Source organism: Mesorhizobium sp. P3_A8, from assembly GCF_056402995.1.
Window position 1 is genome coordinate 475,115 of the sequence record NZ_JBFUGI010000001.1, and the last position, 18,698, is coordinate 493,812.

Below are 18,698 nucleotides of genomic sequence, written 5' to 3' on the forward strand. Positions count from 1 at the left end.
CAGGAGACCCCCGCAATTCACCTAGGACGAACGAACAAATGCCGGACCAGAAAGACCAGAACGCTATCGAACTTATCGAATTCACCGCTGATATTGTCTCGGCATTCGTGAGCAACAATTCGGTGCCAGTCTCAAACTTGGCGGATCTGATCTCGTCGGTTCACGTTTCCCTCTCCGGACTTGGCTCACCGATCACGCCGGCCGTTGAGCCGCAAACACCTGCGGTCAACCCGAAGAAGTCGGTGTTTCCAGACCACATCGTTAGCCTGGAAGATGGACGCAAATTCAAATCGATGAAGCGCCATCTCGGCTTGCTGGGCATGACCCCCGACCAATACCGCGCCAAGTGGGGCTTGCCTCACGATTACCCGATGGTGGCACCGAATTATTCCGCAACGCGGTCGATCCTGGCGAAATCGATTGGGCTCGGCCGCAAGGCTGCCCCCGTCGCGCCAGCCAAGAAGGCACCTGCGAAGCGGAAAGCCAGAGCGTAGTTCGTCTCCACCTGACGTAACGGAACGACTCAGCTATGTCTAAGGTGCGGCGGACCTGATTAGGACCGTCGGGCCGGCGCCATTCGGGCAACCTCCCATCGAGGGCGCCGGCCTTTTTCATGGCGATTATCCGCTGTTCATAAGATGGCCGCGCGATGGTGCGGTTTTCTAGGGATCGCACCGGCTACTGCGTGCGCTATCCAGCCGTAGCGAGCTTCCGTGATCGCACCATATCGTCGCCCCCAAGAATCCGTCATGCCCTGAAATGCGGCGGACCTGATTGTCCGCTCGGCCGGTGCCTTTTACCCAACAGCCCCCCTGTAGGCGCCGGCCTTTCTATCCCCGCGGCAGCTTGTGGATCTCCAGCCGGACCGGGCCACCCTTCTTGCAACTCGTACAAAAAAGCGCCGGTTCGACGGTGCTGAACAGCGCGTCCTTGCCATATCGCCGGATGAGTGCTGCCGCCTTCACCTCGGCATGATGAGAACAGTTTTTGCACCAGGCTCGCAACCTGTGCCACTCGCGCAGATCACCTAGCGAGACGTCGAGCCCTGCATAGACGCTTCCGTCGATGATCGTCTGAGGCGGGATCTTGACCTCGCCTGGCGTCAGGATCTTTTCCATAACGTGCCGGCTGTTGTAGTGGATCAGCAGCATGCCCGGCCGACGGCGTATCGCCGCTTGCCATGCCGCCTGGCTGACCATCGCATCCGGAGACCGGCAGATCGTTTCGAGGTGAGTCTTCTCCTCGCTATCCCAAACCTCGATCCGGAAATTGTCCTCGGCTGTGTCCACCATCTAGGGACGCGCCTTGTGCCAGCCGCGGGAAAATCCGCTTGAGACCGCAGCGCGCGACAGGGCAAGCTCGCGCTCGAGCCACGCGCACTTGGCCAGGACGTTCAGCAAGGCAACCACAGCATCGCCGTCGGCAGCAGCAAGCGCCTGCTGGGCCGCCAACTCAAGTTCCGACATAGCTTCGCCGGCCGGCGCGTTTTGGCGCTTTCCCATAGCCCTTTCCTGCTCAGATACGGAGAGGAATAGGGAACATATTCCTGTCAGGTCAAGGGGTATTGACTCTTGTGTTCTCTTTTTGTTCACTGTCGGCAGGATAGCCACAGGAGGCGACGCGATGAAGCTTCGCTTGGAGATCGAGAACGCTTCGCCGGAAGAGCAAAAGCGCGGCATCGAGGCGGCCATGGCCGTGTTTGCCGCGACAGGCATATCTGCCGCACAGGCTGCCGATGGAATGTCTGCGCTGGAGGGCTGGGATGATGCCAGCTTTGCCGCGGATGAAGAACCCACCGCGGAAGAGGATAAAGCAGCCGATGTCTGGATGGAGGCCAAAAGGCCGCTATCGCCGCGTGCTGCGCCGACTGGCCCCCGGATGCAGTGCCGGCAAACTATCTCTTCCTCGAATTGGATGATTGATGCATGTGCGGCCGTTACACCCGATATCTCTCCTGGTCGGAAATCCACCGGCTCTACCGGCTAACGGCGCCGGCAGAGACCGGCCGCAATGACGAGCCGCGCTACAACATCGCGCCGACACAGGACGTGCCTTTCGTTACGGCCGGCGAGGACGGCAATCACCGCTTGCGTGAGGGTCGCTGGTGGCTCGTTCCATTTTGGGCAAAGGAGATGCCCAAGGCGGCCATGTTCAACGCCAGGATTGAAGGTGTCGACACCGCACCGGCGTTTCGCGACGCCTTCAAATCGAAGCGCTGCCTGATCCCGGCTGACGGGTTCTACGAGTGGACAATCTCGCCGGCCGACGGCAAGAAAGACCCTTGGCACATCTATCTGCCCGGCCACGCGCCTTTTTCGTTTGCAGGTCTCTGGGCGCACAACTCAAACCTCGACATCACGAGTTGCACAATAATCACCGAGCCGGCCGGCAATCCGATGAACAACCTACACGATCGGCAGCCCCTAATTCTCGACCCGGCCTACTATGACGCTTGGCTCGACCCGGCTACGCCGAAGGATTATCTGAAGGACGTTCTGAGCCACGATATCGACGGGCAACTGCAGTTCAATCGCGTCGGCCGCGACGTCAATTCGACAGTCATCAACAAGCAGCCGAACGACCACCCTGCCTTGGTCGGGCCGATTAATCCGCTATGAGTGACGAACCGCTCAAACTCCCCGAAGGCATGACGGCAATGACGCGCGACCGCGCCAGAGTGCTCGGCCACACATGCGAGCATCACGGTTGCGGCGCGGTCGCCGGATGGGGCTTCGCGCGTCCGCGCAGTGAACCGCACTGGTTTTGCTTCGAGCATCGCGCAGAAGGCGATCGGCACCTTTAGCGAAGGCTACTCGGGCAAACCCGGCTCGTAGTGAACAATCGCGTCGAGGATCGTGCGATAGAGGCTGTCCACTTCTTCGTCGATCTCAATGCGCTTGATCCCCAGGGCTTTCGCGTCGGCGATCAGCTTGTGCGTGAGTTCGTCGACTGAGATGACATCGGCCTTCGTCGACTCGGGCACGTTGTTGGCCAGCCATCGGTCCAGGAAGTTGATTCCGCGTGTGCTCATGACGCGATAAGCTCGGCCAGTCGCTTAGGTTCCGGCATCCGGGTTGCCAACGGCGGCCTCGTCGACCTCCGCTTCCATATCGGGGCGAACAGATTTGACCTGACCGCCCCCGGGCACGTCGTCGAAGCCCTCTAGCCAAACGTCGGCATGCTGCTGCCAGAAATCGGGAACGTCACGCTCTTTGCCGTCTTTCCGCGCCTGTGCTCCGTACATCCAGGCATAGTTGGCGCGTTCCTGGTCTTTCTTTGCGACTGCCACTGTCTTCCTCCCGCTAACGCCCCAAGGGCTGTTTTGAAAGCGAGACAAGTTCAGCCTCGTCTTTGATCCCGGCCATGTAGTTGGCAATGATACGGGAGGCCATGGCGGCTCGCGCTTCCGGCTGCTGATTGTCGAGCCTCAAATGCTCAAAGACCCTGGCGAGCAGAGCCAACTCTGATGGGTCGAAAATGCCGGCCTCATTCGCCTTGGTGCGTATTGGCATCGATTTCCTCCCTGAAGTCCTGCAGCGAAGCGTGCCGCAGATCCTCTTCGCCACGCAAGTGCTTTACCCGACCGATGATGCCGGGCTTGACCCATTGCGTCGCCGGCCGCTTCATGCCCTTGGGCGCCGGCCCGGCGTGCTCCTGGACCCTCTTCCAAAGCCGCTCTCGGATCGCCTGGCTCGAATTGATGAAGGCGGAACCGACATAGCGACCGGTCTCCCGATCGGCCATCAGGGCAAAGGCCGGTTTGCCCGCTTCACGCTCGACGCCGAGTAGTTCGAATTCATCGATCGAGTAGCATTTCGCTTTCAGCCAATTGGTCGACGGTCCGCTGCGGTATTTGCTATCACGCCGCTTCGAGACCATGCCCTCCAGTCCGGCTTGGTCGAGCAGGTGGAAAATTGCTTTCGCTTCGCCCGGCAAAGGCTCACTGAACTGTATCCGGCCGCCGGGCTCGATCATGCTGGCCAGGATCTCGCGCCGCTCCTCCAGCGCCATGTCGCGCAGACCGTGGCCATTGAGGTGGAGAAGGTCGAAGGCAACGAAGTACAGGTCGTGCTGCCGGCGGGTGATCGCCTTTCGCAACTCACCAAAGTCGGATAGGCCCTTGTCGTTGAGTACAATGATCTCGCCGTCAACGATAGCGCTTTGGGCGCCGAGGCTCGCAGCCTCCCTCACCAGGTCGCGATACTTCGTCGTCCAGTCGTGGCCGTTGCGCGTGTAGATCCTGGTGCCGTCCTCATCGATGATCAGTTGCGATCGGTACCCGTCGAACTTGACCTCGTGAATCCAGTCGTCGCCTTCCGGCGGTTGCTCGACAAGGGTCGGCATCAAAGGCGGGACGAACTTCAAACGCATGCTGGTACTCAAACACGAAACCGCGATTCAATCAGCATGTGCTAAAATAGTTCCGGAACATTTTAGACGAATTGGAAGTTCGATCGGTCATGACGAAGCTATCCGACCTCGGCCCACCTATCCCCGGCAAGCTGCACGGCGGCGACCTGATCCGCGAAGAGGGCCATTTCTACAACTGCCCGAACTGCGGTCAGAAGGTCGACCAGCGCGATTTGCGCCAGGTGTTCTGGCACGAGGAGCCGGGCCACGATCCGCTGCAGCCCGAGCCCGAGGCGAAGGTCCTTGAGTTCCCGCGACGAAAATGAAAAAGCCCGCGGGCCGGAGCCAGCGGGTTGATTGAATGAATGGGCACAGAAGGCTGTCGTCAGTTGATGATCCGGCGGACGGCGCCGACGGCCCCGAGTGGCCACGTCCCCGGAACAAGTAACCATCCCGAGAGTTCCAATAGGAACAGGTTTCAGGTTTTGTTCGCGTTGTGGTACGCTTGAAACTGGTGATTAATGTGCTATGGCCGCTTGACAGGTGATTCGTAGTGCTCCGTATGGGCCAGCACCAACGAGAAAACCAAATGGCATTCAGCCTTAGAGATATCCTTAGATTCTTCCACGGCGGGCCTAGCAAGCCGAAGCCAGTCTTTCAGACTGAAAAAGAAGCTTACGAATTTTGTAGGAAGGTCTATAACGCCAACAACGGCGTCACGCCTGAATTGCGTAAGGCCTACGAATTTTATCAAAAGAATTACAACGACGATACCGGTACCTTCCTTGGACCTGAGTCAAATCCGCATCTCCCCACTCTCGTCAAAGGACGCCATCCATAAATTCAATTGTGGTGAGTCCGATATCGACAAGTGGGTGAGCAAATCCCCCAAGTGGTCAGAGCAAAACAAAGCGCGATTGTTCATCGCCCATACGCTCGGTAATCAGAAGGCAATGGGCTTCTACTCGCTCTCGTTCTCCAGCGAAGATCGTAATAAGCTTGCCGGCAAGCAGGACCGCCAAATTTGGGGAAGCGGCGTTCCACTGATCTATCTTCAATACCTGGCTGTTCAGCGTACGTGCCAGAATTGCGGCCTTGGCACGCTCCTGTTGATGGATTCGCTTCGGCGCGCCTATTGGGTATCGCAGAACGTGGCCTTCTACGGCGTCGGCCTGCGTTCGCTGAATGACAAGACCACCGCGCTTTATAAGAAATATGGTTTCGCCGTAGCGCCAGACGAAGACCAATTCCCGCTGATGATATTGCCGATCTGGTCAATCAACGATCTGTTCGGAAACACCTAGCCTTTTGGTCTAGGCGAGGAGCGCGGGAGGGCGTTTGCGGTGGGGGAACTGGTAGACGGCGATGACGGCCTTCAGGTCGAAGAGGTCGGCGCATGGGCGAAAGACAAGCATCAATCGCTATCGCGCTATGTCGACATTTCCAGAGGCGTCCGTTCGAAATGGCTCGACCCAGGGAAAGCCGGTGCTACCTACATCGATCTCTTCTGCGGCCCTGGACGCGCAAAGGTCCGACGGACGGGCGAGTTTATCGATGGCAGCTGTGTTGCGGCCTGGACTGCCAGCGTCAACGGAGGAACGCCGTTCTCTGAGGTGATCATCGCCGATGCAGATGACGAGCGCCGCGGTCTTGCCGCTCAACGCCTCCGGCGGCTCAAAGCGCCCGTGATAGAAGTTCGCGGAGATGCAGCGATTTCCATCCATGCGGCGATGTCGAGGCTTAAGCCCCAAGGCCTGCACTTCGCGTTTCTCGACCCCTACAATCTGGCGTCATTCGACTTCGGCGTGATGCAGGAACTGGCGAAACTCAGGTACATCGACATTTTGGTTCACGTGAGCAAGATGGACCTTCAACGCAACCTCGGTATCAACGTGAAGGCGCAGCAGTCGGCATTCGACACGTTTGCGCCCGGCTGGAGATCGGCTGTGGATCTGAGACAGTCGCAACCAGCCATTCGTCGTGATGTGTTTAGCTTTTGGAAGCAGAAGGTCGCGAGCCTAGGAATCGGCGCTTCAACAGACATGGAGCTTATAACGGGCAGCCGAGGTCAACACCTATATTGGCTGACATTGGTCGCACGGCACCAACTTGCGCACGCGTTTTGGAAAGTGGCTTCCAACAAGTCTAGGCAGGGATCGCTCTTCTAAATTGTGGCCGTCGGCATCTCGTCATAGGTTCGGCCGTTTAGCGTTCGGCCCGTCGCCTTCTTGTTGCGACCACCCCACTGCTTGAAGAAGAATGCCGTCCCGCTACGGCGGCACATTGTCTCAATCTCGTCAACCCAGCGCGGATCCATGTGACGGGCGCCTGGTCCAGATTCGCCGCCGACGATCGCCCATTGAATTGCCTTGAGATTGGCGCCGGCGACGGAACCGATCAGCGGCTCGAGAGAGACGAAGCGGATCGCGGCGGGCACGCGGCGCAAGTCGTCGAGCCGATCTAGCACGCGGCTATCTTCGACACTGGTTCCCAGCCACACATTAGGCAGGACCGGGAAGTCGCCGCGGGTCAGGACGCTCGCCATGACCTCAGGCCGCTTGGTCAAAATTTGGTAGGTATGCCGCGGCGTTTCCTCCATCACGGTCCAGACTTGCCGGATGAAGTCAGCCGGCACATCGACATGAAACAGGTCCGACATCGAGTTGACGAAAACCCGGCGCGGCTTCGCCCATGAGGCGGGGGTCGCCAGAGACTTCGGGTCAGTCACGACCTTGCCTGTCCATTTTGCGCGGCCGCCGGTTTTGCGCGTGAGCCCCTGGTATTTCTCCATGCCCATCGCTTCGAGGCGCGCCGCCATCCGCATCGCGTAACAATTGGTGCATCCGGCAGTCAGGATCGTGCAACCCGCCACCGGGTTCCACGTCGCGTCCGTCCATTCGATCGACGTCTCGGCCATATCAAATTCTCCAGCCCGAGAATGGTTAATCGATGGCGATTGACATTCCGTTTATGCCCCTGTGTGGGAAACGAATGTGGGACGGGAACCACTTCAAGCCTTAACCTATTGATTTTATTGGCGCACCCGACAGGATTCGAACCTGTGACCTCTGCCTTCGGAGGGCAGCGCTCTATCCAGCTGAGCTACGGGTGCTTCCCGGTGTTCCGGAAAACGAACCAGCCGGTGAACCGGCAAGTCACGGCTTCTTAGCGGAAGCCGGCGCGGGCTTCAACGGGCAATTGGCGGGCTGCAAGGCGGGAAACTCGGATTAACGCGCTTTCGGCATTGCTGATGCCATGGACGTCCCTTGATCAAGCCCCTCTCGAAGAATCCGAGAAGCCAAGGTGCACAAGCCTGCCGGAAGATGGCGCCTGAAACGAAAAACCCGCCTCGGCGGCGGGTCGCTGGCGCAAATCAGCACCATGGGCGAATTTATAGCATAATTGCCGTCACCGGGCAACCGATCGCGAGCTCGCTGTCATGATCGCATCCAGCCCTTCGCAGGCTCCCTGCCCTTCAGGCATCACTACCCCGCCTCTCCCTTCACCGTCCTTCTCCGCACCCCGCGCACCGCCCGCTTCACCTTCTTCGCCCCCGCAAGCTCGTTCATCGCATCGAGCTGCATCTGCTGCATCTCCGCCAGCCGCGTCCACTGGCGCGAGATGAGGTAGTCGAGTTTTTCGTGCAGATGGCGCACTTCGAGCTCGGCTTTGAGGTTGACGCGGTATTCGTTGAAGGAGCGCAGGCGGTCTTTCACCTCCTGGCGCTTCTGGCTCATCATGATGATCGGCGCCTGGATGGCGGCGATGCAGGAGAGCAGCAGGTTGAGCAGGATGAAGGGATAGGGGTCGAAGGCGCCATTCAAACCCTCGAACAGGTTGATGCCGATCCAGACCAGCAGCACGCTGGCAAAGGAGATCAGGAACCACCAGCTGCCACCGAAGGCGGCCATGTTGTCGGAGACGCGGTCGGGGAACGTGCGGTGCTCCTCGAACTCCTCCTCCGAGTTTTCGGAAATCGTGTCCTGCCGGGCGATCGATTCCACCACCTGGCGGTCGAGCTCGGAGAATTCGCCGTGCTCCTGCTGCAGCAGTTCCTCCATGTAGCGCATGCGGTAGCGGCCGAGCTCCTCGCGGCTGATGCGGGCGCCCTTGGGCAGGTCCGGGTGGTCCGAATGAATGCGGTCGGCGAGGCTTGGGCGCAGCGTGTCGATGCGCACGAGATCGCGCTTGCGGAATTTGCGGCCTGAGATCGCCGACGGTTTTTTCCTGGCCTTTATCCGCGATGCGCCGGGGCCTGATGGTTCGGAGTCCGGCACTTCGGGCGTGTCGAAATGCTCGTCCGAAACCTCGTGCAGGTCTTGTTCAGTGGTCGGCGCCTCGAAATATTCGCCGCCGCTGTCGTTCTCATTGTCCGCCGCCTTCTGCTCTGGCGTTTTGGGGACAGTGCTCATGGTGCGGGCTCCTGCTGTGGCGCTGAATATGAGGATACGCCGAGGTGGCGGGGCATATCCACCGTCGGTTTTCGCAGCCTATGCCATGGCTTCCCAACGATTGCGTGACAGTCGTGAAACAATAGCCGGCTGCGGGTTCTTTGGGGGCGTTTCACGGGTTCATCGCGCTGGGCTATCAAGGACATTCACGATTGGCCGAGGCGTCCCCAACTTCGTCATCCTAGGGCGAAGCAGCCGCGCAGCGGCGTCGCGGAGACCCTGGGATCCATGCCGCGACCTTGGTCGAAGGGTGCAGCGGTGCAGAATTCTGAACCGTGGCAGCGCTCGGAGGTCGCGGCATGGATCCTCGGGTCTGCGCTGCGTCGCTGCGCTCCTTGCTCCGCCCGTGGATGACGAAGCGAGGGGTGGCTCCGCTCCTCGCGGCTCACTCCTCACTGCTGCTCGGCAAACATCAGTCTGGTCTTGGTTCCATCTGTCGTCGGCGACAGGCTGCGCTGGATCAGGGCCTCGACATGGTCGTTGCGCTGGCGGGCGGAGTCGGCGCCCATCACCACCACGATCAGCTGGCGGCCGTCGGCATTGTAGGAGGTGACGATGTTGAAGCCCGACGCCCTGATGTAGCCGGTCTTGATGCCGTCGACGCCGCGCACACGGCCGAGCATGTCGTTGTGGCCGCGCACCAATCTGCCGCGGAACATGAAGTCGCTTTCGGAGAAATAGTGGAAATGCTGGGGAAAGCGCTGGCGCAGCGCCAGGCCGAGCACCGCCATGTCGCGCGCCGTCGTCATCTGGCTGTCGTCGGGCAGGCCGGATGCGTTGCGGAAGGTGGTGCTGGACATGCCGAGCGAGCGCGCCTTGGAGGTCATCATGGCGGCGAACTGGTCTTCCGAGCCGCCGAGATATTCGCCGACCGCCACCGCCACGTCATTGGCGGATTTGACGACGATGGCGCGGATGGCGGAATCGACATCGATCGTCTCGCCGCGCCGGAAGCGCATCTTGGTCGGCGGCTGCGAGGCGGCGTGGTCGGAGACCGGGATCTGCGTTTCCTTGGTGACGCGGCCGGACTCCATCGCCTCGAACAGCAGATAGAGCGTCATCATCTTGGTCAGCGAGGCCGGATAGCGCTGCGCCGTCGAGTTGACCTCGAACATCTGCTTGCCGGTCTTGGCGTCGACGACGATAGCCGCATATTTCTGCGGCGGCGCCGGCACGGTCAGCACGGAGTCCGGCGGGGTCGTGGTCGAGCAGCCGGCGACCAGCAGCAACAGGCCGAGGGCGACGAAAACTCTCTGGAGGAGCGGAAAGGGACGCAGGTTGGACAAGGGCAGGACTGTTCTGGCGATGCTGTTGCTGAGATGAGGCGAAGCTAACGTAACGCGACTGATGCGTCCATTTGGTTAATGGCGGTCATACAAGGGATTGTCGAGCCCTCGCAGGACTTGGGTTCCTCGCCCCCACAAAAGTGGGGGAGAGGTGGCTCGGCGAAGCCGAGACGGAGAGGGGGCTGCGCCGACAGCGACAGATGATCGGAACGTTTAACGGACGGCGCCCTACGAAGGCCCCCTCTCCGGCCGCTTCGCGGCCACCTCTCCCCCGCCTTCGGCAGGGGCGAGGAAAAGCCTGCGAGGCCGCCCCGAAATCGCCCGTTTCCTGTCTTTCCTTGCCAAAACCGCGTTTCCTGTGGGAAGGGGCGTGGTATCGGCTGGCTTGGGGGGTGGCATGACTGACATCGGGGCCGGGGGCGCAGCGCCCTCGCTTATCAAGGCATCGCTTAGCCGCACCGGCAAATGGGCCGGCAGCGTCGCTTTCATCAGCGGCGCCGTTGGCGACGTGCTCAATCCGCTGGCGCCGTTCGCCGCCTATATCGCGCTGGTCGCGGCGGTAGCGGCGGCCATCATCGCCATTGCCATCGTGCTGCGGCTGGTGCTGGCGGCCAAGGCGCTGCCGGCGCTGGTGTTCGCCACCAGTGCGGCGGCGGTCGCCGGCGGTGTCTATGCGGTGCAGCAGGAGACCAATTCGCAAAACGGGGTGATCGCTGGCCTGGTGCCGGCAATCGCGCAGCTGCAGCAGTCGATCGGCATCGTCACTGAGAAGGTGGCGAAGATCGAGCAGACGGTGACGCAGACGCAGAAAACCGTCGAAGAGGTCAAGAAATCGACCGACACGGTGGCGCAGAAGACCGACCAGATCGCGTCCGCCCAGCAGCAACAGACGCAGCAGGGGGCGCAGACGCAAAAGACAGTCGAGGCGGTCAAGCAGACGACCGAGACGCTCGCCGCCGGCCAGCAACAGCAGCAGGCCCAGACGGAAAAACTGCAGGCGACGACCGAACAGATCGCCGCCTCGATCGACACCATCGCCAAGGGGTTTGCCCAGCTGGCGGCGCAGGGCGGGGCGATCGCCGAGCCGAAGCGGCCGGATGAGTTCTACCACAATGCCCGCGTCTACGAATTGTCCGGCGACATGCTCAACGCGCGGCGCTCCTACCTCGCCTTTGCCGGCTTCGACGTCGACGCCATCGACCCCTATACGCGCTTTGCCACGCTGCTTCGGGTGCAGGACGGCAAGGCTGGCGCCCGCGAAGTGTTCGGGCAACTGGCGGAGAAGGCCAAGGCGCCGTCGATCAAGCTGGTCCACCTGCTGCAGTTCGACGATGCGCAGCGGCTCGACAAGCTCAACGCCTTCATCGCGGCCAATCCCGACTACGCGCCGGCCTATTACCTCAAGGCGCAGGAGTTTTCGGAAGACCGCCTCGGCAGCCAGACGCTGGCCGACAAGCGCAACGAAGCCCAGGCGCTGACCAAATTCGTCTCCTACGAAAAGGACGGCGGGCTGCTCAAATATTTCGTCGACCAGACGCAGTTGGCCGACTGGCTGGACCGCAGCCGCAGCCGGCTGGCGGCGCTTGGCGACGTGCTCGACCCCGCGCGCTTTGCGCCTTCGCTGACGCCGATGCGCTCCAACCAGGGCTGGTCGATGACCATTTCGCTGCCCGAGCCGGCGACCGCGATCTCCTGGCGCCTCGGCAGCAGCGGTCCCTTCACCGACACCGGCTTCCTGGCGATGAACGACCAGACCACCGGCAAGCCGATGGCCAATCCGAGCTTCGAATTGCCCGACAGCACCACGGCGACCACGATCGCGATCAAGTATCTCGACATCAGAGGCCGCGAGACCGGCCCGTTCGACATACGCTTCGATCCGGATGCCGCCCTGCAGCAAGGTGACAAGCAGATCCTCGACCAGTTCTGGACGTCGTGGATCGCCTTCGACTCCGGCGGCAATCACGGCCTGGTCTATTTCACGCAGATGCTGTCCTACCGCTGCGCCATCAAGGAGGTTCATTACAGCCTGAACGGCGCCGCGCTCGACAAGTCGCTCGAGATACCGCCTTGCGACAAGAAGGACCCCTACGCCATCCCCTACGACGCCAAGGGCTATTTCAAGGTCGCCGACAGCGTGAAATCGATGTCGGTGCAGGTCACCTACACCGACGGCACGAAATCGCCGGTGCGGGAATACAAGCGGCAGTAGCTGATGCGAAATGCGAGCTGCGGTGCTTGCGCAACGGACGCCAAACAGGTTCTGTTTCCGGCTTCAGAATCGGTGAGAGCGCAATGACCATCAGCACGATCAAGGCCCGGGGTATTTCGGTTTCGCTCGATCTCACCGTCGGCCACATCGCCGACATGGTCGTCGAGAGTGGCGGGCGCCAGCTGAAGCCGTTGCACCGCGCGCCCTGGGTCGACGCAGGCGAGACGCTGCCGCAGGACCTGCCGCAAGGCAGCGTCCGGCTGTCCGGCGATTTCCTCTGCGCGCCGTTTTCGCGCAGCGATGTCGAGGAGGCGCCGCTGCATGGCTGGACCGCCAACAGCGCCTGGGATGTCACCGAGAGCGGCGCGACGGATGGCGGCTGGCGCGCGGTCTTCCGGCTGCGGCACACGGTCATGGGCGCCAGCGTCGACAAGATCTTTACACTCATCGACGGCCATCCCTTCCTCTATCAGGAACATGTGTTTTCCGGCGGGTCCGGCGCAATCTCCGTCGCCCATCACCCGATGACGGTGATGAAAGGCGGTGGCAGACTGGCCTTTTCGCGCAAGCGGTTCGCCGCAACGCTGGACGATCCGCTGGAGTCCGATCCCGCGCGTGGCCGCTTCATGCTGGCCTATCCAGCGCGGTCCACGGACCTCAACCATTTTCCCACCGCCGCCGGCGGCACGGCCGACTTGACGCAATACCGCATGGACGACCGGCGCGAGGATTTCATCACCCTGGTCGAGGCCGACCATGGCGGACCGGGCTGGACGGCGCTGGCGCGCCAGGCCGAGGACGATCTGGTGCTGGTGCTGAAAAACCCGGCCGAGCTGCCGATCACAATGCTGTGGCTCAGCAATGGCGGGCGCGACTACGCGCCCTGGAGCGGGCGTCACCTGGGCGTGCTCGGCATCGAGGACGGTCGCGCCGCTGTCGGCCATGCCGCATCGATCGGCGACAACTGGCTGAAGCGCGAAGGCGTGGCAACCGCCTTTGCCCTCGGTGAAGGCCGCAGCTTTTCGTTCCGCCACGTCATCGGCGCCATTCCGCTCTCCGGTGGCCAACCGCCGCAGGAAATCACCACGGCCGATGGCCAGATGCGGCTCTCGGCCGGCGGCTCGACCAGTGAAGTGCCGTTCGACAGCGCGTTCCTGCGCATTGGTCAGCCTGTCGCCGGCTAGAGCGGGGATTGCGCGAGCGCGGGGTTTGAAATTTCCACCGACTGCCGCCAAGATGCGGCGGAACATCGTGCCTGTTATCAGGGCAAGTGAGGCCCCTATGTCCGAAATCGCCCACCTCGCCGCCACCATCTTCAAGCGCGCCGGCAAGGCAAAGCGCTTCATTGTCGCCATTGCCGGGCCGCCGGGGTCGGGAAAATCGACGCTGTCGGCCGGCTTGCATGACCTTTTGCCGGAAGGGGCGGTGGAAGTCGTGCCGATGGACGGCTTCCACTATGACGACATCGTGCTCAACGCACGCGGGCTGCGCGCGAGGAAGGGCGCACCGGAAACCTTCGACTTCGCCGGTTTCGAAACCCTGATGAAGCGCATCCGGGCCGTTGAACCCGACATCGCCATTCCCGTCTTCGACCGCGGCATGGAACTGTCGCGCGCCGCCGCGGCAATCGTCAGCACCGAGACCAAATTCATCCTGGTCGAAGGCAATTACCTGCTTCTCGACGAGGAGCCGTGGTCGCGGCTGGCGCCGCTGTTCGATTTCTCGATCTTCGTCGACGTGCCGCGCAATGAACTCGAGCGCCGCCTGATGGAGCGCTGGCACGGCCATGGCCGTTCCGACGAGGATGCGCGCGCCTGGATCGCCTCCAATGACATGCCCAACATCGAGCGCGTGCTGGCCCGGCGCCGGGCCGCCGACCTGGTCATTGGTTAACACGCTTAATTTTCGGTATTTTTGGACGGGAACCTTAAGAGTTTCACGCCGTTATGCCTGACAACCCGTTTGTTCGGCGTAAGGGATTTTCCAATGGCAACCAACGCAAAAAAACCCGCAAAGACGAGGCCTGCGAAGGCAACTCAGGCGAAGGCCGGTGCTGGCCCAGCGATCGCCGAACGCTCGAAAGACGCCAAGGGCGCTTTCGGCAAGGCCGCACCCAGGAAGGTCGTCGCGGCCGCGAAGACCGCCAGCCCGCGCAAACCCGCGCCGGCCAAACCCGGTGCTGTTCGGACGGCGGCGAATATTGCAGCCGGCGCCGTGGTCGCAACCGCGCGCGGCGCTGCTTCGCTCGCAGCCTCCGTGATGGGCAGAGGCGGTTCGAAAGCCAAGGCGAAGTAGCACAGGCTGCTTAGTTAGAGTAGGCCCGCCAAAGCAATCGCCTATGGCGAGGGGCATTCAGCCCCTTGCTGGAATGGTCAGGCCTTTCTGCACCGCCGGCCGGGCCAGGCCGCGCTCCAGCCATGCAGCGACATTGGCGAAATCATCGAAACCGACGAGGTCGCGTGCTTCGTAGAAGCCGATCAGGTTGCGCACCCAGCCGAGCAGCGAGATGTCGGCGATGGTATAGTCATTGTCCATGATCCATTTACGGCCCTTGAGCCTGCGATCAAGCACGCCGAGCAGCCGCCTCGATTCGTCGCGATAGCGCTCCAGCGGCCGCTTGTCGGCGATCTCGCGGCCGGCGAATTTGTGGAAGAAGCCGACCTGGCCGAACATCGGCCCGACCGACGCCATCTGGAAGAACACCCACTGGATCGTCTCGTAGCGCCGCGCCGCGTCCACAGGCATGAGCAGGCCGGTCTTTTCGGCGAGATAGAGCAGGATGGCGCCGGATTCGAACAGGCCGATCGGCTTGCCGTCCGGACCGTTCGGATCGATGATCGCCGGGATCTTGCCATTGGGATTGAGCGACAGGAATTCCGGCGTCCAGCTTTCATCCTTGCCGATGTTGACCAGGTGCGGCTCATAGGGCAGGCCGATCTCTTCCAGGGCGATCGAGACCTTCACGCCGTTCGGCGTCGTTGCCGAATAGAGCTGGATCTGGTCCGGGTGCTTGGCTGGCCAGCGCGCGGTGATCGGAAAGGCGGACAGGTCGGCCATGGTAACTCCTGAATGGGGATGCGCGCAGAGGGCGCAGTGCTGGCGGGTCTGCAAAGAATTAGGCGCGCGGCCGGGTGTGATCAATATGGCGGCGACAGTTTCGCCATGCACGGACAGTCAACCGGATCGAACGCGGCGGATGGTCAAGCGCGCTCAAGACCGCCCGGGGCGGTGGTAACCGCCCGGGGCGGTGGTAACCGCCTGAGGCGTTGGTGACCCCGCCTGGGTTCAGATCGCTTTGAACGCCAGCACCGCGTTGGTGCCGCCGAAGGCGAAACCGTTGCTGATCGCGGCGCGCACCTTGCGCTCGCGCGCCACATTGGGCGTCACGTCGAGATCGCAATCGGGATCGGGTTCGCGGTAATTCGCGGTCGGCGGCACGACGCCTTCGCGGATCGCCATGACGCAGGCGATCATCTCCAGTCCGCCCGACGCGCCCAGGCAATGGGCATGCATCGACTTGGTCGAGGAGATCGACAGCGAGCGCGCATGCTCGCCAAAGACGCGCTTGATCGCGGTGGTCTCGATCTGGTCGTTGGCCTTGGTGCCGGTGCCGTGGGCGTTGAGATAATCGACGTCCTCGGGATTGAGCCCGGCATCGGCAAGACAGAAGCGCATCGCCGCTTCGGGTCCCTCTACGGTCGGAGCGACGATGTCGGAGGCATCGGCCGAAAGGCCGGCGCCGGCGATTTCGGCGAGAATGGTGGCGCCACGCGCCATGGCGTGATCGTAGCTTTCCAGAACCGCCATGCCGGCGCCTTCGCCGAGCACCAGCCCCTGGCGGTCGGCCGAAAACGGCCGGCAGGTGTCGGGCGACAGCACGCGCAACGCTTCCCAGCCCTTGAGCACGCCCCACACCAGCGGCGCATCGGTGCCGCCGGCGACCATGACATCGGCGCGGCCGAGCCTGATCTGGTCCGCCGCCGAGGCGATGGCATGATTGGCCGACGAGCAGGCCGACGTAACGCCGAAGACCGGCCCACGCAGGCCTAGATGCATGCTGACCTGGCCGGCGGCGGCGCCCGGCATGACCCTGGGCACGGTGAAGATCCCGGCGCGATTCTTGCCCTCGACCAGGATGGCGCGATAGTTCTCCTCGACCGTCTCGAATCCGGCGACGCCAACGCCGACAATGGTTCCCATACGGTAGGTGTTGTCGGCGTGCGCAGCCAATCCGGACTGCCGCATGGCTTCGCGGGCGGCAATCGTGGCCAGCAGGCTGAAGCGGTCCATCGACACCAGCTGCTTGCGCTCGATGCCGTGATCGGGCAGCGCCTTGATCTCGCAACCGGTCCTGACCTTCAGATCGTGCAAGGAATGATTTTCGATCGGACCTATCGCCGAACGGCCAGCACGCATCTCACCCCAGATGGCCGGCACATCGGTGCCGAGCCCGCATATCCCGCCAAGACCGGTGATGACGACGCGTTTCAGCATTCGGTCAGGCTTTTTTGGCGATCAGCGCGCGAACGGCCTCGACCATGTCGCCGACATTCTTCAGATTGCTCCAGGCATCGACCGTATTCATCTCGATCTCGATGCCATATTGCTCCTCGAGATCGAAGATGATCTCGGTCAGCTCGAGCGAATGGATGCCGAGCGACGTCAATTCGGTGCCGGTGGTGATTTCTTCACCGCCCGGCTCGGCATGGGCCTTGATCTTTTCGATGATATCCGCTGCCAGTTGGTCGGCCATTCGGTCTCTTCCCCACTTTTCGTTTCCCGACGCCAACTTAACAGCGCCTTCTTGTCCTCGATATCAGGCCGCGATCGTCGCCTTCTACCTCCGCCAAGCATCGCCTGACCGTACCGAGGTGGCTCTCTCTATAGAAACGGAAACGCCATCAAGCAACAAGCTATATGTCGACAAAACCGCCACAGTGCTTAACCTGACGGGGTGGATACGATGGAATATACCAAGTTTTCGGCCCCTTTGGCTCAGCGCGCCGCGGGTCTGGCGCAGCTGGGCTGCGCCAGCGCGGACGGCCGCACGCGGCTGCGGCGCCTCTACCAGGACGGCTCCGCCAAGATAAGGCTGCCGGCGGTTTCGGCCGATCCGCTGGAGGCGGTGCTGATCAACACCGCCGGCGGATTGACCGGCGGCGACCGCATCGGCTGGGATGTGGATGTCGGTGCAGGAGCCTCGGTGTCGATAACGACCCAGGCCTGCGAGAAGGTCTATCGCGCCGCATCCGACCATGCCCAGGTGCGGGTCAGGCTGAGCGTCGGCGAAAACGGCCGCATCGCCTGGCTGCCGCAAGAAACCATCGTCTTCGACCGGGCGGCCTTTGCCCGCACATTGGATGTCGAGCTTGCAGCGGGGGCCGAGGCGCTGGTGCTGGAGGCCACTGTCTTCGGTCGCCTGGCCATGGGCGAACGCGCCGCGCAGGGCACTTTCCACGACCGCTGGCGTGTTCGCAGGGATGGTGTCCTCATCCATGCCGAGGATTTTCGCATCGGGCCCGACATCACTGGTGCCCTGGCACGCGCGGCCAGCGCCGGCGGCGCAATCGCGGTGGCAACGCTGCTGCTGGTGTCGACGCGGGCCGAGGCTTTGCTCGACCCGGTCCGGGAGATCGTCGGCGACCAGGGCGGCGCCAGTGCCTGGAGTGCCAAGGCAACTGGCAAGCTTCTTGCGAGGCTTTACGCCGTGGACAGCTACCACCTGCGCCAGCGGCTGGTTCCGCTTGTCGGATTGCTCAACGGAAAGGCGGGGCTGCCCAAATTATGGTCACTGTGATCCTGTCTGCCTCATCTTTGGAAACCGCATGAACCTGACGCCGAGGGAAAAAGACAAGCTGCTGATTGCCATGGCGGCGATCGTGGCGCGCAAGCGGCTGGAGCGCGGCGTCAAGCTCAACCATCCGGAAGCGATCGCGCTGATCACCGATTTCGTCGTCGAAGGCGCTCGCGACGGCCGCCCGGTCGCCGACCTGATGGAGGCCGGCGCCCATGTCGTCACCCGCGCGCAGGTGATGCAAGGCATCGCCGAAATGATCCATGACGTGCAGGTTGAAGCGACATTCCCCGACGGCACCAAACTGGTGACCGTGCACGAGCCCATCAGGTGAGGAGACCGGGATGCTTGAGCTGCGGCCAAACTGCGAGTGCTGCGACAAGGACCTGCCGCCCGAGGCGGCGGATGCGCTGATCTGCACCTTCGAGTGCACCTTCTGTGCCGATTGCGTGGAACATGTGCTGGACGGCGTCTGCCCCAATTGCGGCGGCAATTTTTCGGCCCGGCCGACCCGTCCCGCCGCGATGCTGAAAAAATATCCGGCTTCGACCAAGCGCGTCCTCAAGGCCGAGGGCTGCGGCCCGCGCAGAGCCGCATGAATACCG

General features: G+C 62.2%; 26 protein-coding genes and 1 tRNA gene. 14 read left to right on the forward strand and 13 right to left on the reverse strand.

The window, feature by feature from the left end:
- The first annotated feature begins 38 nt into the window (after positions 1 to 38).
- Positions 39 to 494 (forward strand): Ros/MucR family transcriptional regulator, encoded by a 456-nt coding sequence (locus tag AC1DX4_RS02130; RefSeq protein ID WP_477218738.1) that lies wholly within the window; start codon positions 39 to 41, stop codon positions 492 to 494.
- A 336-nt stretch (positions 495 to 830) separates the two neighbouring features.
- Here the strand turns inward: AC1DX4_RS02130 and AC1DX4_RS02135 are convergent, their stop codons facing one another.
- Positions 831 to 1,292, reverse strand: coding sequence for a hypothetical protein (locus AC1DX4_RS02135; protein WP_477218739.1), 462 nt, complete (start codon positions 1,290 to 1,292; stop codon positions 831 to 833).
- Positions 1,293 to 1,502: a hypothetical protein gene (locus tag AC1DX4_RS02140; RefSeq protein ID WP_477218740.1), complete on the reverse strand. Its 210-nt coding sequence runs from the start codon at positions 1,500 to 1,502 to the stop codon at positions 1,293 to 1,295. It lies immediately after the preceding gene.
- Between the two features lie 121 nt (positions 1,503 to 1,623).
- On the opposite strand from AC1DX4_RS02140, the gene AC1DX4_RS02145 reads away from it, so the two are divergent.
- Positions 1,624 to 1,986 (forward strand): hypothetical protein, encoded by a 363-nt coding sequence (locus AC1DX4_RS02145; RefSeq protein ID WP_477218741.1) that lies wholly within the window; start codon positions 1,624 to 1,626, stop codon positions 1,984 to 1,986.
- Positions 1,926 to 2,618, forward strand: coding sequence for an SOS response-associated peptidase (locus AC1DX4_RS02150; protein WP_477218742.1), 693 nt, complete (start codon positions 1,926 to 1,928; stop codon positions 2,616 to 2,618). The genes AC1DX4_RS02145 and AC1DX4_RS02150 overlap by 61 nt, the downstream gene beginning before the upstream one ends.
- Positions 2,619 to 2,809: 191 nt before the next feature.
- Here AC1DX4_RS02150 and AC1DX4_RS02155 read toward each other — a convergent pair whose 3' ends face one another.
- The 4 genes from AC1DX4_RS02155 to AC1DX4_RS02170 are packed head-to-tail and all read right to left on the reverse strand — an operon-like array spanning position 2,810 to position 4,371.
- Positions 2,810 to 3,031: a DUF768 domain-containing protein gene (locus tag AC1DX4_RS02155; RefSeq protein ID WP_477218743.1), complete on the reverse strand. Its 222-nt coding sequence runs from the start codon at positions 3,029 to 3,031 to the stop codon at positions 2,810 to 2,812.
- Between the two features lie 24 nt (positions 3,032 to 3,055).
- Positions 3,056 to 3,289 (reverse strand): hypothetical protein, encoded by a 234-nt coding sequence (locus AC1DX4_RS02160; protein WP_477218744.1) that lies wholly within the window; start codon positions 3,287 to 3,289, stop codon positions 3,056 to 3,058.
- Positions 3,290 to 3,302: 13 nt separating this feature from the next.
- Complete coding sequence (locus AC1DX4_RS02165; RefSeq protein WP_477218745.1) at positions 3,303 to 3,512, reverse strand: hypothetical protein; 210 nt, start codon at positions 3,510 to 3,512, stop codon at positions 3,303 to 3,305.
- The gene (locus AC1DX4_RS02170) at positions 3,487 to 4,371 is read right to left on the reverse strand and encodes an ATP-dependent DNA ligase (protein WP_477218746.1); all 885 of its coding nucleotides are present in this window, start codon (positions 4,369 to 4,371) and stop codon (positions 3,487 to 3,489) included. The genes AC1DX4_RS02165 and AC1DX4_RS02170 overlap by 26 nt, the downstream gene beginning before the upstream one ends.
- Before the next feature lie 89 nt (positions 4,372 to 4,460).
- Between AC1DX4_RS02170 and AC1DX4_RS02175 the strand changes: the two genes are divergently transcribed.
- The 4 genes from AC1DX4_RS02175 (at position 4,461) to AC1DX4_RS02190 (ending at position 6,518) form a co-directional block, all read left to right on the forward strand.
- Complete coding sequence (locus AC1DX4_RS02175; RefSeq protein WP_477218747.1) at positions 4,461 to 4,676, forward strand: hypothetical protein; 216 nt, start codon at positions 4,461 to 4,463, stop codon at positions 4,674 to 4,676.
- A gap of 263 nt (positions 4,677 to 4,939) precedes the next feature.
- The gene (locus AC1DX4_RS02180; protein ID WP_477218748.1) at positions 4,940 to 5,191 is read left to right on the forward strand and encodes a hypothetical protein; all 252 of its coding nucleotides are present in this window, start codon (positions 4,940 to 4,942) and stop codon (positions 5,189 to 5,191) included.
- Positions 5,192 to 5,225: 34 nt separating this feature from the next.
- Entirely contained in the window at positions 5,226 to 5,654 is a 429-nt protein-coding gene (locus AC1DX4_RS02185) for an N-acetyltransferase (RefSeq protein ID WP_477218749.1), read from the forward strand.
- 39 nt (positions 5,655 to 5,693) lie between these two features.
- Entirely contained in the window at positions 5,694 to 6,518 is an 825-nt protein-coding gene (locus tag AC1DX4_RS02190) for a three-Cys-motif partner protein TcmP (protein WP_477218750.1), read from the forward strand.
- On the opposite strand, the gene AC1DX4_RS02195 is transcribed toward AC1DX4_RS02190, so the two are convergent.
- The 4 genes from AC1DX4_RS02195 to AC1DX4_RS02210 form a co-directional block, all read right to left on the reverse strand.
- Positions 6,515 to 7,267, reverse strand: coding sequence for a DUF5131 family protein (locus AC1DX4_RS02195; RefSeq protein WP_477218751.1), 753 nt, complete (start codon positions 7,265 to 7,267; stop codon positions 6,515 to 6,517). The genes AC1DX4_RS02190 and AC1DX4_RS02195 overlap by 4 nt on opposite strands.
- Before the next feature lie 118 nt (positions 7,268 to 7,385).
- Positions 7,386 to 7,462 (reverse strand) — tRNA-Arg (locus AC1DX4_RS02200).
- 373 nt (positions 7,463 to 7,835) lie between these two features.
- Positions 7,836 to 8,762: a DUF1003 domain-containing protein gene (locus AC1DX4_RS02205; RefSeq protein ID WP_477218752.1), complete on the reverse strand. Its 927-nt coding sequence runs from the start codon at positions 8,760 to 8,762 to the stop codon at positions 7,836 to 7,838.
- Between the two features lie 431 nt (positions 8,763 to 9,193).
- Complete coding sequence (locus AC1DX4_RS02210) at positions 9,194 to 10,087, reverse strand: D-alanyl-D-alanine carboxypeptidase family protein (protein WP_477218753.1); 894 nt, start codon at positions 10,085 to 10,087, stop codon at positions 9,194 to 9,196.
- Positions 10,088 to 10,484: 397 nt separating this feature from the next.
- Here AC1DX4_RS02210 and AC1DX4_RS02215 point away from each other — a divergent pair, with 397 nt between their 5' ends.
- The 4 genes from AC1DX4_RS02215 (at position 10,485) to AC1DX4_RS02230 (ending at position 14,594) form a co-directional block, all read left to right on the forward strand.
- Positions 10,485 to 12,299 carry a methyl-accepting chemotaxis protein gene (locus AC1DX4_RS02215; RefSeq protein WP_477218754.1) on the forward strand — a complete coding sequence of 605 codons (1,815 nt, stop codon included), beginning with the start codon at positions 10,485 to 10,487 and terminating at the stop codon, positions 12,297 to 12,299.
- Positions 12,300 to 12,382: 83 nt separating this feature from the next.
- Positions 12,383 to 13,483: a hypothetical protein gene (locus AC1DX4_RS02220; protein WP_477218755.1), complete on the forward strand. Its 1,101-nt coding sequence runs from the start codon at positions 12,383 to 12,385 to the stop codon at positions 13,481 to 13,483.
- A gap of 97 nt (positions 13,484 to 13,580) precedes the next feature.
- Positions 13,581 to 14,192 carry a nucleoside triphosphate hydrolase gene (locus tag AC1DX4_RS02225; protein WP_477218756.1) on the forward strand — a complete coding sequence of 204 codons (612 nt, stop codon included), beginning with the start codon at positions 13,581 to 13,583 and terminating at the stop codon, positions 14,190 to 14,192.
- 93 nt (positions 14,193 to 14,285) lie between these two features.
- Positions 14,286 to 14,594, forward strand: a complete 309-nt coding sequence (locus AC1DX4_RS02230; protein ID WP_477218757.1) for a hypothetical protein — start codon at positions 14,286 to 14,288, stop codon at positions 14,592 to 14,594.
- 57 nt (positions 14,595 to 14,651) lie between these two features.
- Here the strand turns inward: AC1DX4_RS02230 and AC1DX4_RS02235 are convergent, their stop codons facing one another.
- The 3 genes from AC1DX4_RS02235 to AC1DX4_RS02245 form a co-directional block, all read right to left on the reverse strand.
- A complete protein-coding gene (locus AC1DX4_RS02235) occupies positions 14,652 to 15,356 on the reverse strand; it encodes a glutathione S-transferase family protein (protein WP_477218758.1) in 705 nt (234 codons plus the stop codon).
- Between the two features lie 228 nt (positions 15,357 to 15,584).
- On the reverse strand, positions 15,585 to 16,793 hold the full coding sequence (locus AC1DX4_RS02240) for a beta-ketoacyl-[acyl-carrier-protein] synthase family protein (protein WP_477218759.1): 1,209 nt from the start codon (positions 16,791 to 16,793) through the stop codon (positions 15,585 to 15,587).
- A 4-nt stretch (positions 16,794 to 16,797) separates the two neighbouring features.
- On the reverse strand, positions 16,798 to 17,052 hold the full coding sequence (locus AC1DX4_RS02245; protein WP_477218760.1) for an acyl carrier protein: 255 nt from the start codon (positions 17,050 to 17,052) through the stop codon (positions 16,798 to 16,800).
- A gap of 210 nt (positions 17,053 to 17,262) precedes the next feature.
- On the opposite strand from AC1DX4_RS02245, the gene AC1DX4_RS02250 reads away from it, so the two are divergent.
- The 3 genes from AC1DX4_RS02250 to AC1DX4_RS02260 are packed head-to-tail and all read left to right on the forward strand — an operon-like array spanning position 17,263 to position 18,692.
- A complete protein-coding gene (locus AC1DX4_RS02250) occupies positions 17,263 to 18,096 on the forward strand; it encodes an urease accessory protein UreD (protein ID WP_477218761.1) in 834 nt (277 codons plus the stop codon).
- A 28-nt stretch (positions 18,097 to 18,124) separates the two neighbouring features.
- Positions 18,125 to 18,427, forward strand: coding sequence for an urease subunit gamma (locus AC1DX4_RS02255; protein ID WP_477218762.1), 303 nt, complete (start codon positions 18,125 to 18,127; stop codon positions 18,425 to 18,427).
- Positions 18,428 to 18,437: 10 nt separating this feature from the next.
- The gene (locus AC1DX4_RS02260; protein ID WP_477218763.1) at positions 18,438 to 18,692 is read left to right on the forward strand and encodes a DUF1272 domain-containing protein; all 255 of its coding nucleotides are present in this window, start codon (positions 18,438 to 18,440) and stop codon (positions 18,690 to 18,692) included.
- The last annotated feature ends 6 nt before the right edge of the window (positions 18,693 to 18,698 follow it).

What these genes read in the sequence shown, in the direction of transcription:
- AC1DX4_RS02230 (WP_477218757.1), top strand. Translation starts at nt 14,286, where the DNA reads ATGGCAACCAACGCAAAAAAACCCGCAAAGACGAGGCCTGCGAAGGCA.
- AC1DX4_RS02165 (WP_477218745.1), bottom strand. Translation starts at nt 3,512, where the DNA reads ATGCCAATACGCACCAAGGCGAATGAGGCCGGCATTTTCGACCCATCA.
- AC1DX4_RS02245 (WP_477218760.1), bottom strand. Translation starts at nt 17,052, where the DNA reads ATGGCCGACCAACTGGCAGCGGATATCATCGAAAAGATCAAGGCCCAT.
- AC1DX4_RS02260 (WP_477218763.1), top strand. Translation starts at nt 18,438, where the DNA reads ATGCTTGAGCTGCGGCCAAACTGCGAGTGCTGCGACAAGGACCTGCCG.
- AC1DX4_RS02175 (WP_477218747.1), top strand. Translation starts at nt 4,461, where the DNA reads ATGACGAAGCTATCCGACCTCGGCCCACCTATCCCCGGCAAGCTGCAC.
- AC1DX4_RS02140 (WP_477218740.1), bottom strand. Translation starts at nt 1,502, where the DNA reads ATGGGAAAGCGCCAAAACGCGCCGGCCGGCGAAGCTATGTCGGAACTT.
- AC1DX4_RS02220 (WP_477218755.1), top strand. Translation starts at nt 12,383, where the DNA reads ATGACCATCAGCACGATCAAGGCCCGGGGTATTTCGGTTTCGCTCGAT.
- AC1DX4_RS02135 (WP_477218739.1), bottom strand. Translation starts at nt 1,292, where the DNA reads ATGGTGGACACAGCCGAGGACAATTTCCGGATCGAGGTTTGGGATAGC.
- AC1DX4_RS02150 (WP_477218742.1), top strand. Translation starts at nt 1,926, where the DNA reads ATGTGCGGCCGTTACACCCGATATCTCTCCTGGTCGGAAATCCACCGG.
- AC1DX4_RS02250 (WP_477218761.1), top strand. Translation starts at nt 17,263, where the DNA reads ATGGAATATACCAAGTTTTCGGCCCCTTTGGCTCAGCGCGCCGCGGGT.
- AC1DX4_RS02130 (WP_477218738.1), top strand. Translation starts at nt 39, where the DNA reads ATGCCGGACCAGAAAGACCAGAACGCTATCGAACTTATCGAATTCACC.
- AC1DX4_RS02170 (WP_477218746.1), bottom strand. Translation starts at nt 4,371, where the DNA reads ATGCGTTTGAAGTTCGTCCCGCCTTTGATGCCGACCCTTGTCGAGCAA.
- AC1DX4_RS02255 (WP_477218762.1), top strand. Translation starts at nt 18,125, where the DNA reads ATGAACCTGACGCCGAGGGAAAAAGACAAGCTGCTGATTGCCATGGCG.
- AC1DX4_RS02180 (WP_477218748.1), top strand. Translation starts at nt 4,940, where the DNA reads ATGGCATTCAGCCTTAGAGATATCCTTAGATTCTTCCACGGCGGGCCT.
- AC1DX4_RS02215 (WP_477218754.1), top strand. Translation starts at nt 10,485, where the DNA reads ATGACTGACATCGGGGCCGGGGGCGCAGCGCCCTCGCTTATCAAGGCA.
- AC1DX4_RS02195 (WP_477218751.1), bottom strand. Translation starts at nt 7,267, where the DNA reads ATGGCCGAGACGTCGATCGAATGGACGGACGCGACGTGGAACCCGGTG.
- AC1DX4_RS02155 (WP_477218743.1), bottom strand. Translation starts at nt 3,031, where the DNA reads ATGAGCACACGCGGAATCAACTTCCTGGACCGATGGCTGGCCAACAAC.
- AC1DX4_RS02205 (WP_477218752.1), bottom strand. Translation starts at nt 8,762, where the DNA reads ATGAGCACTGTCCCCAAAACGCCAGAGCAGAAGGCGGCGGACAATGAG.
- AC1DX4_RS02145 (WP_477218741.1), top strand. Translation starts at nt 1,624, where the DNA reads ATGAAGCTTCGCTTGGAGATCGAGAACGCTTCGCCGGAAGAGCAAAAG.
- AC1DX4_RS02235 (WP_477218758.1), bottom strand. Translation starts at nt 15,356, where the DNA reads ATGGCCGACCTGTCCGCCTTTCCGATCACCGCGCGCTGGCCAGCCAAG.
- AC1DX4_RS02225 (WP_477218756.1), top strand. Translation starts at nt 13,581, where the DNA reads ATGTCCGAAATCGCCCACCTCGCCGCCACCATCTTCAAGCGCGCCGGC.
- AC1DX4_RS02240 (WP_477218759.1), bottom strand. Translation starts at nt 16,793, where the DNA reads ATGCTGAAACGCGTCGTCATCACCGGTCTTGGCGGGATATGCGGGCTC.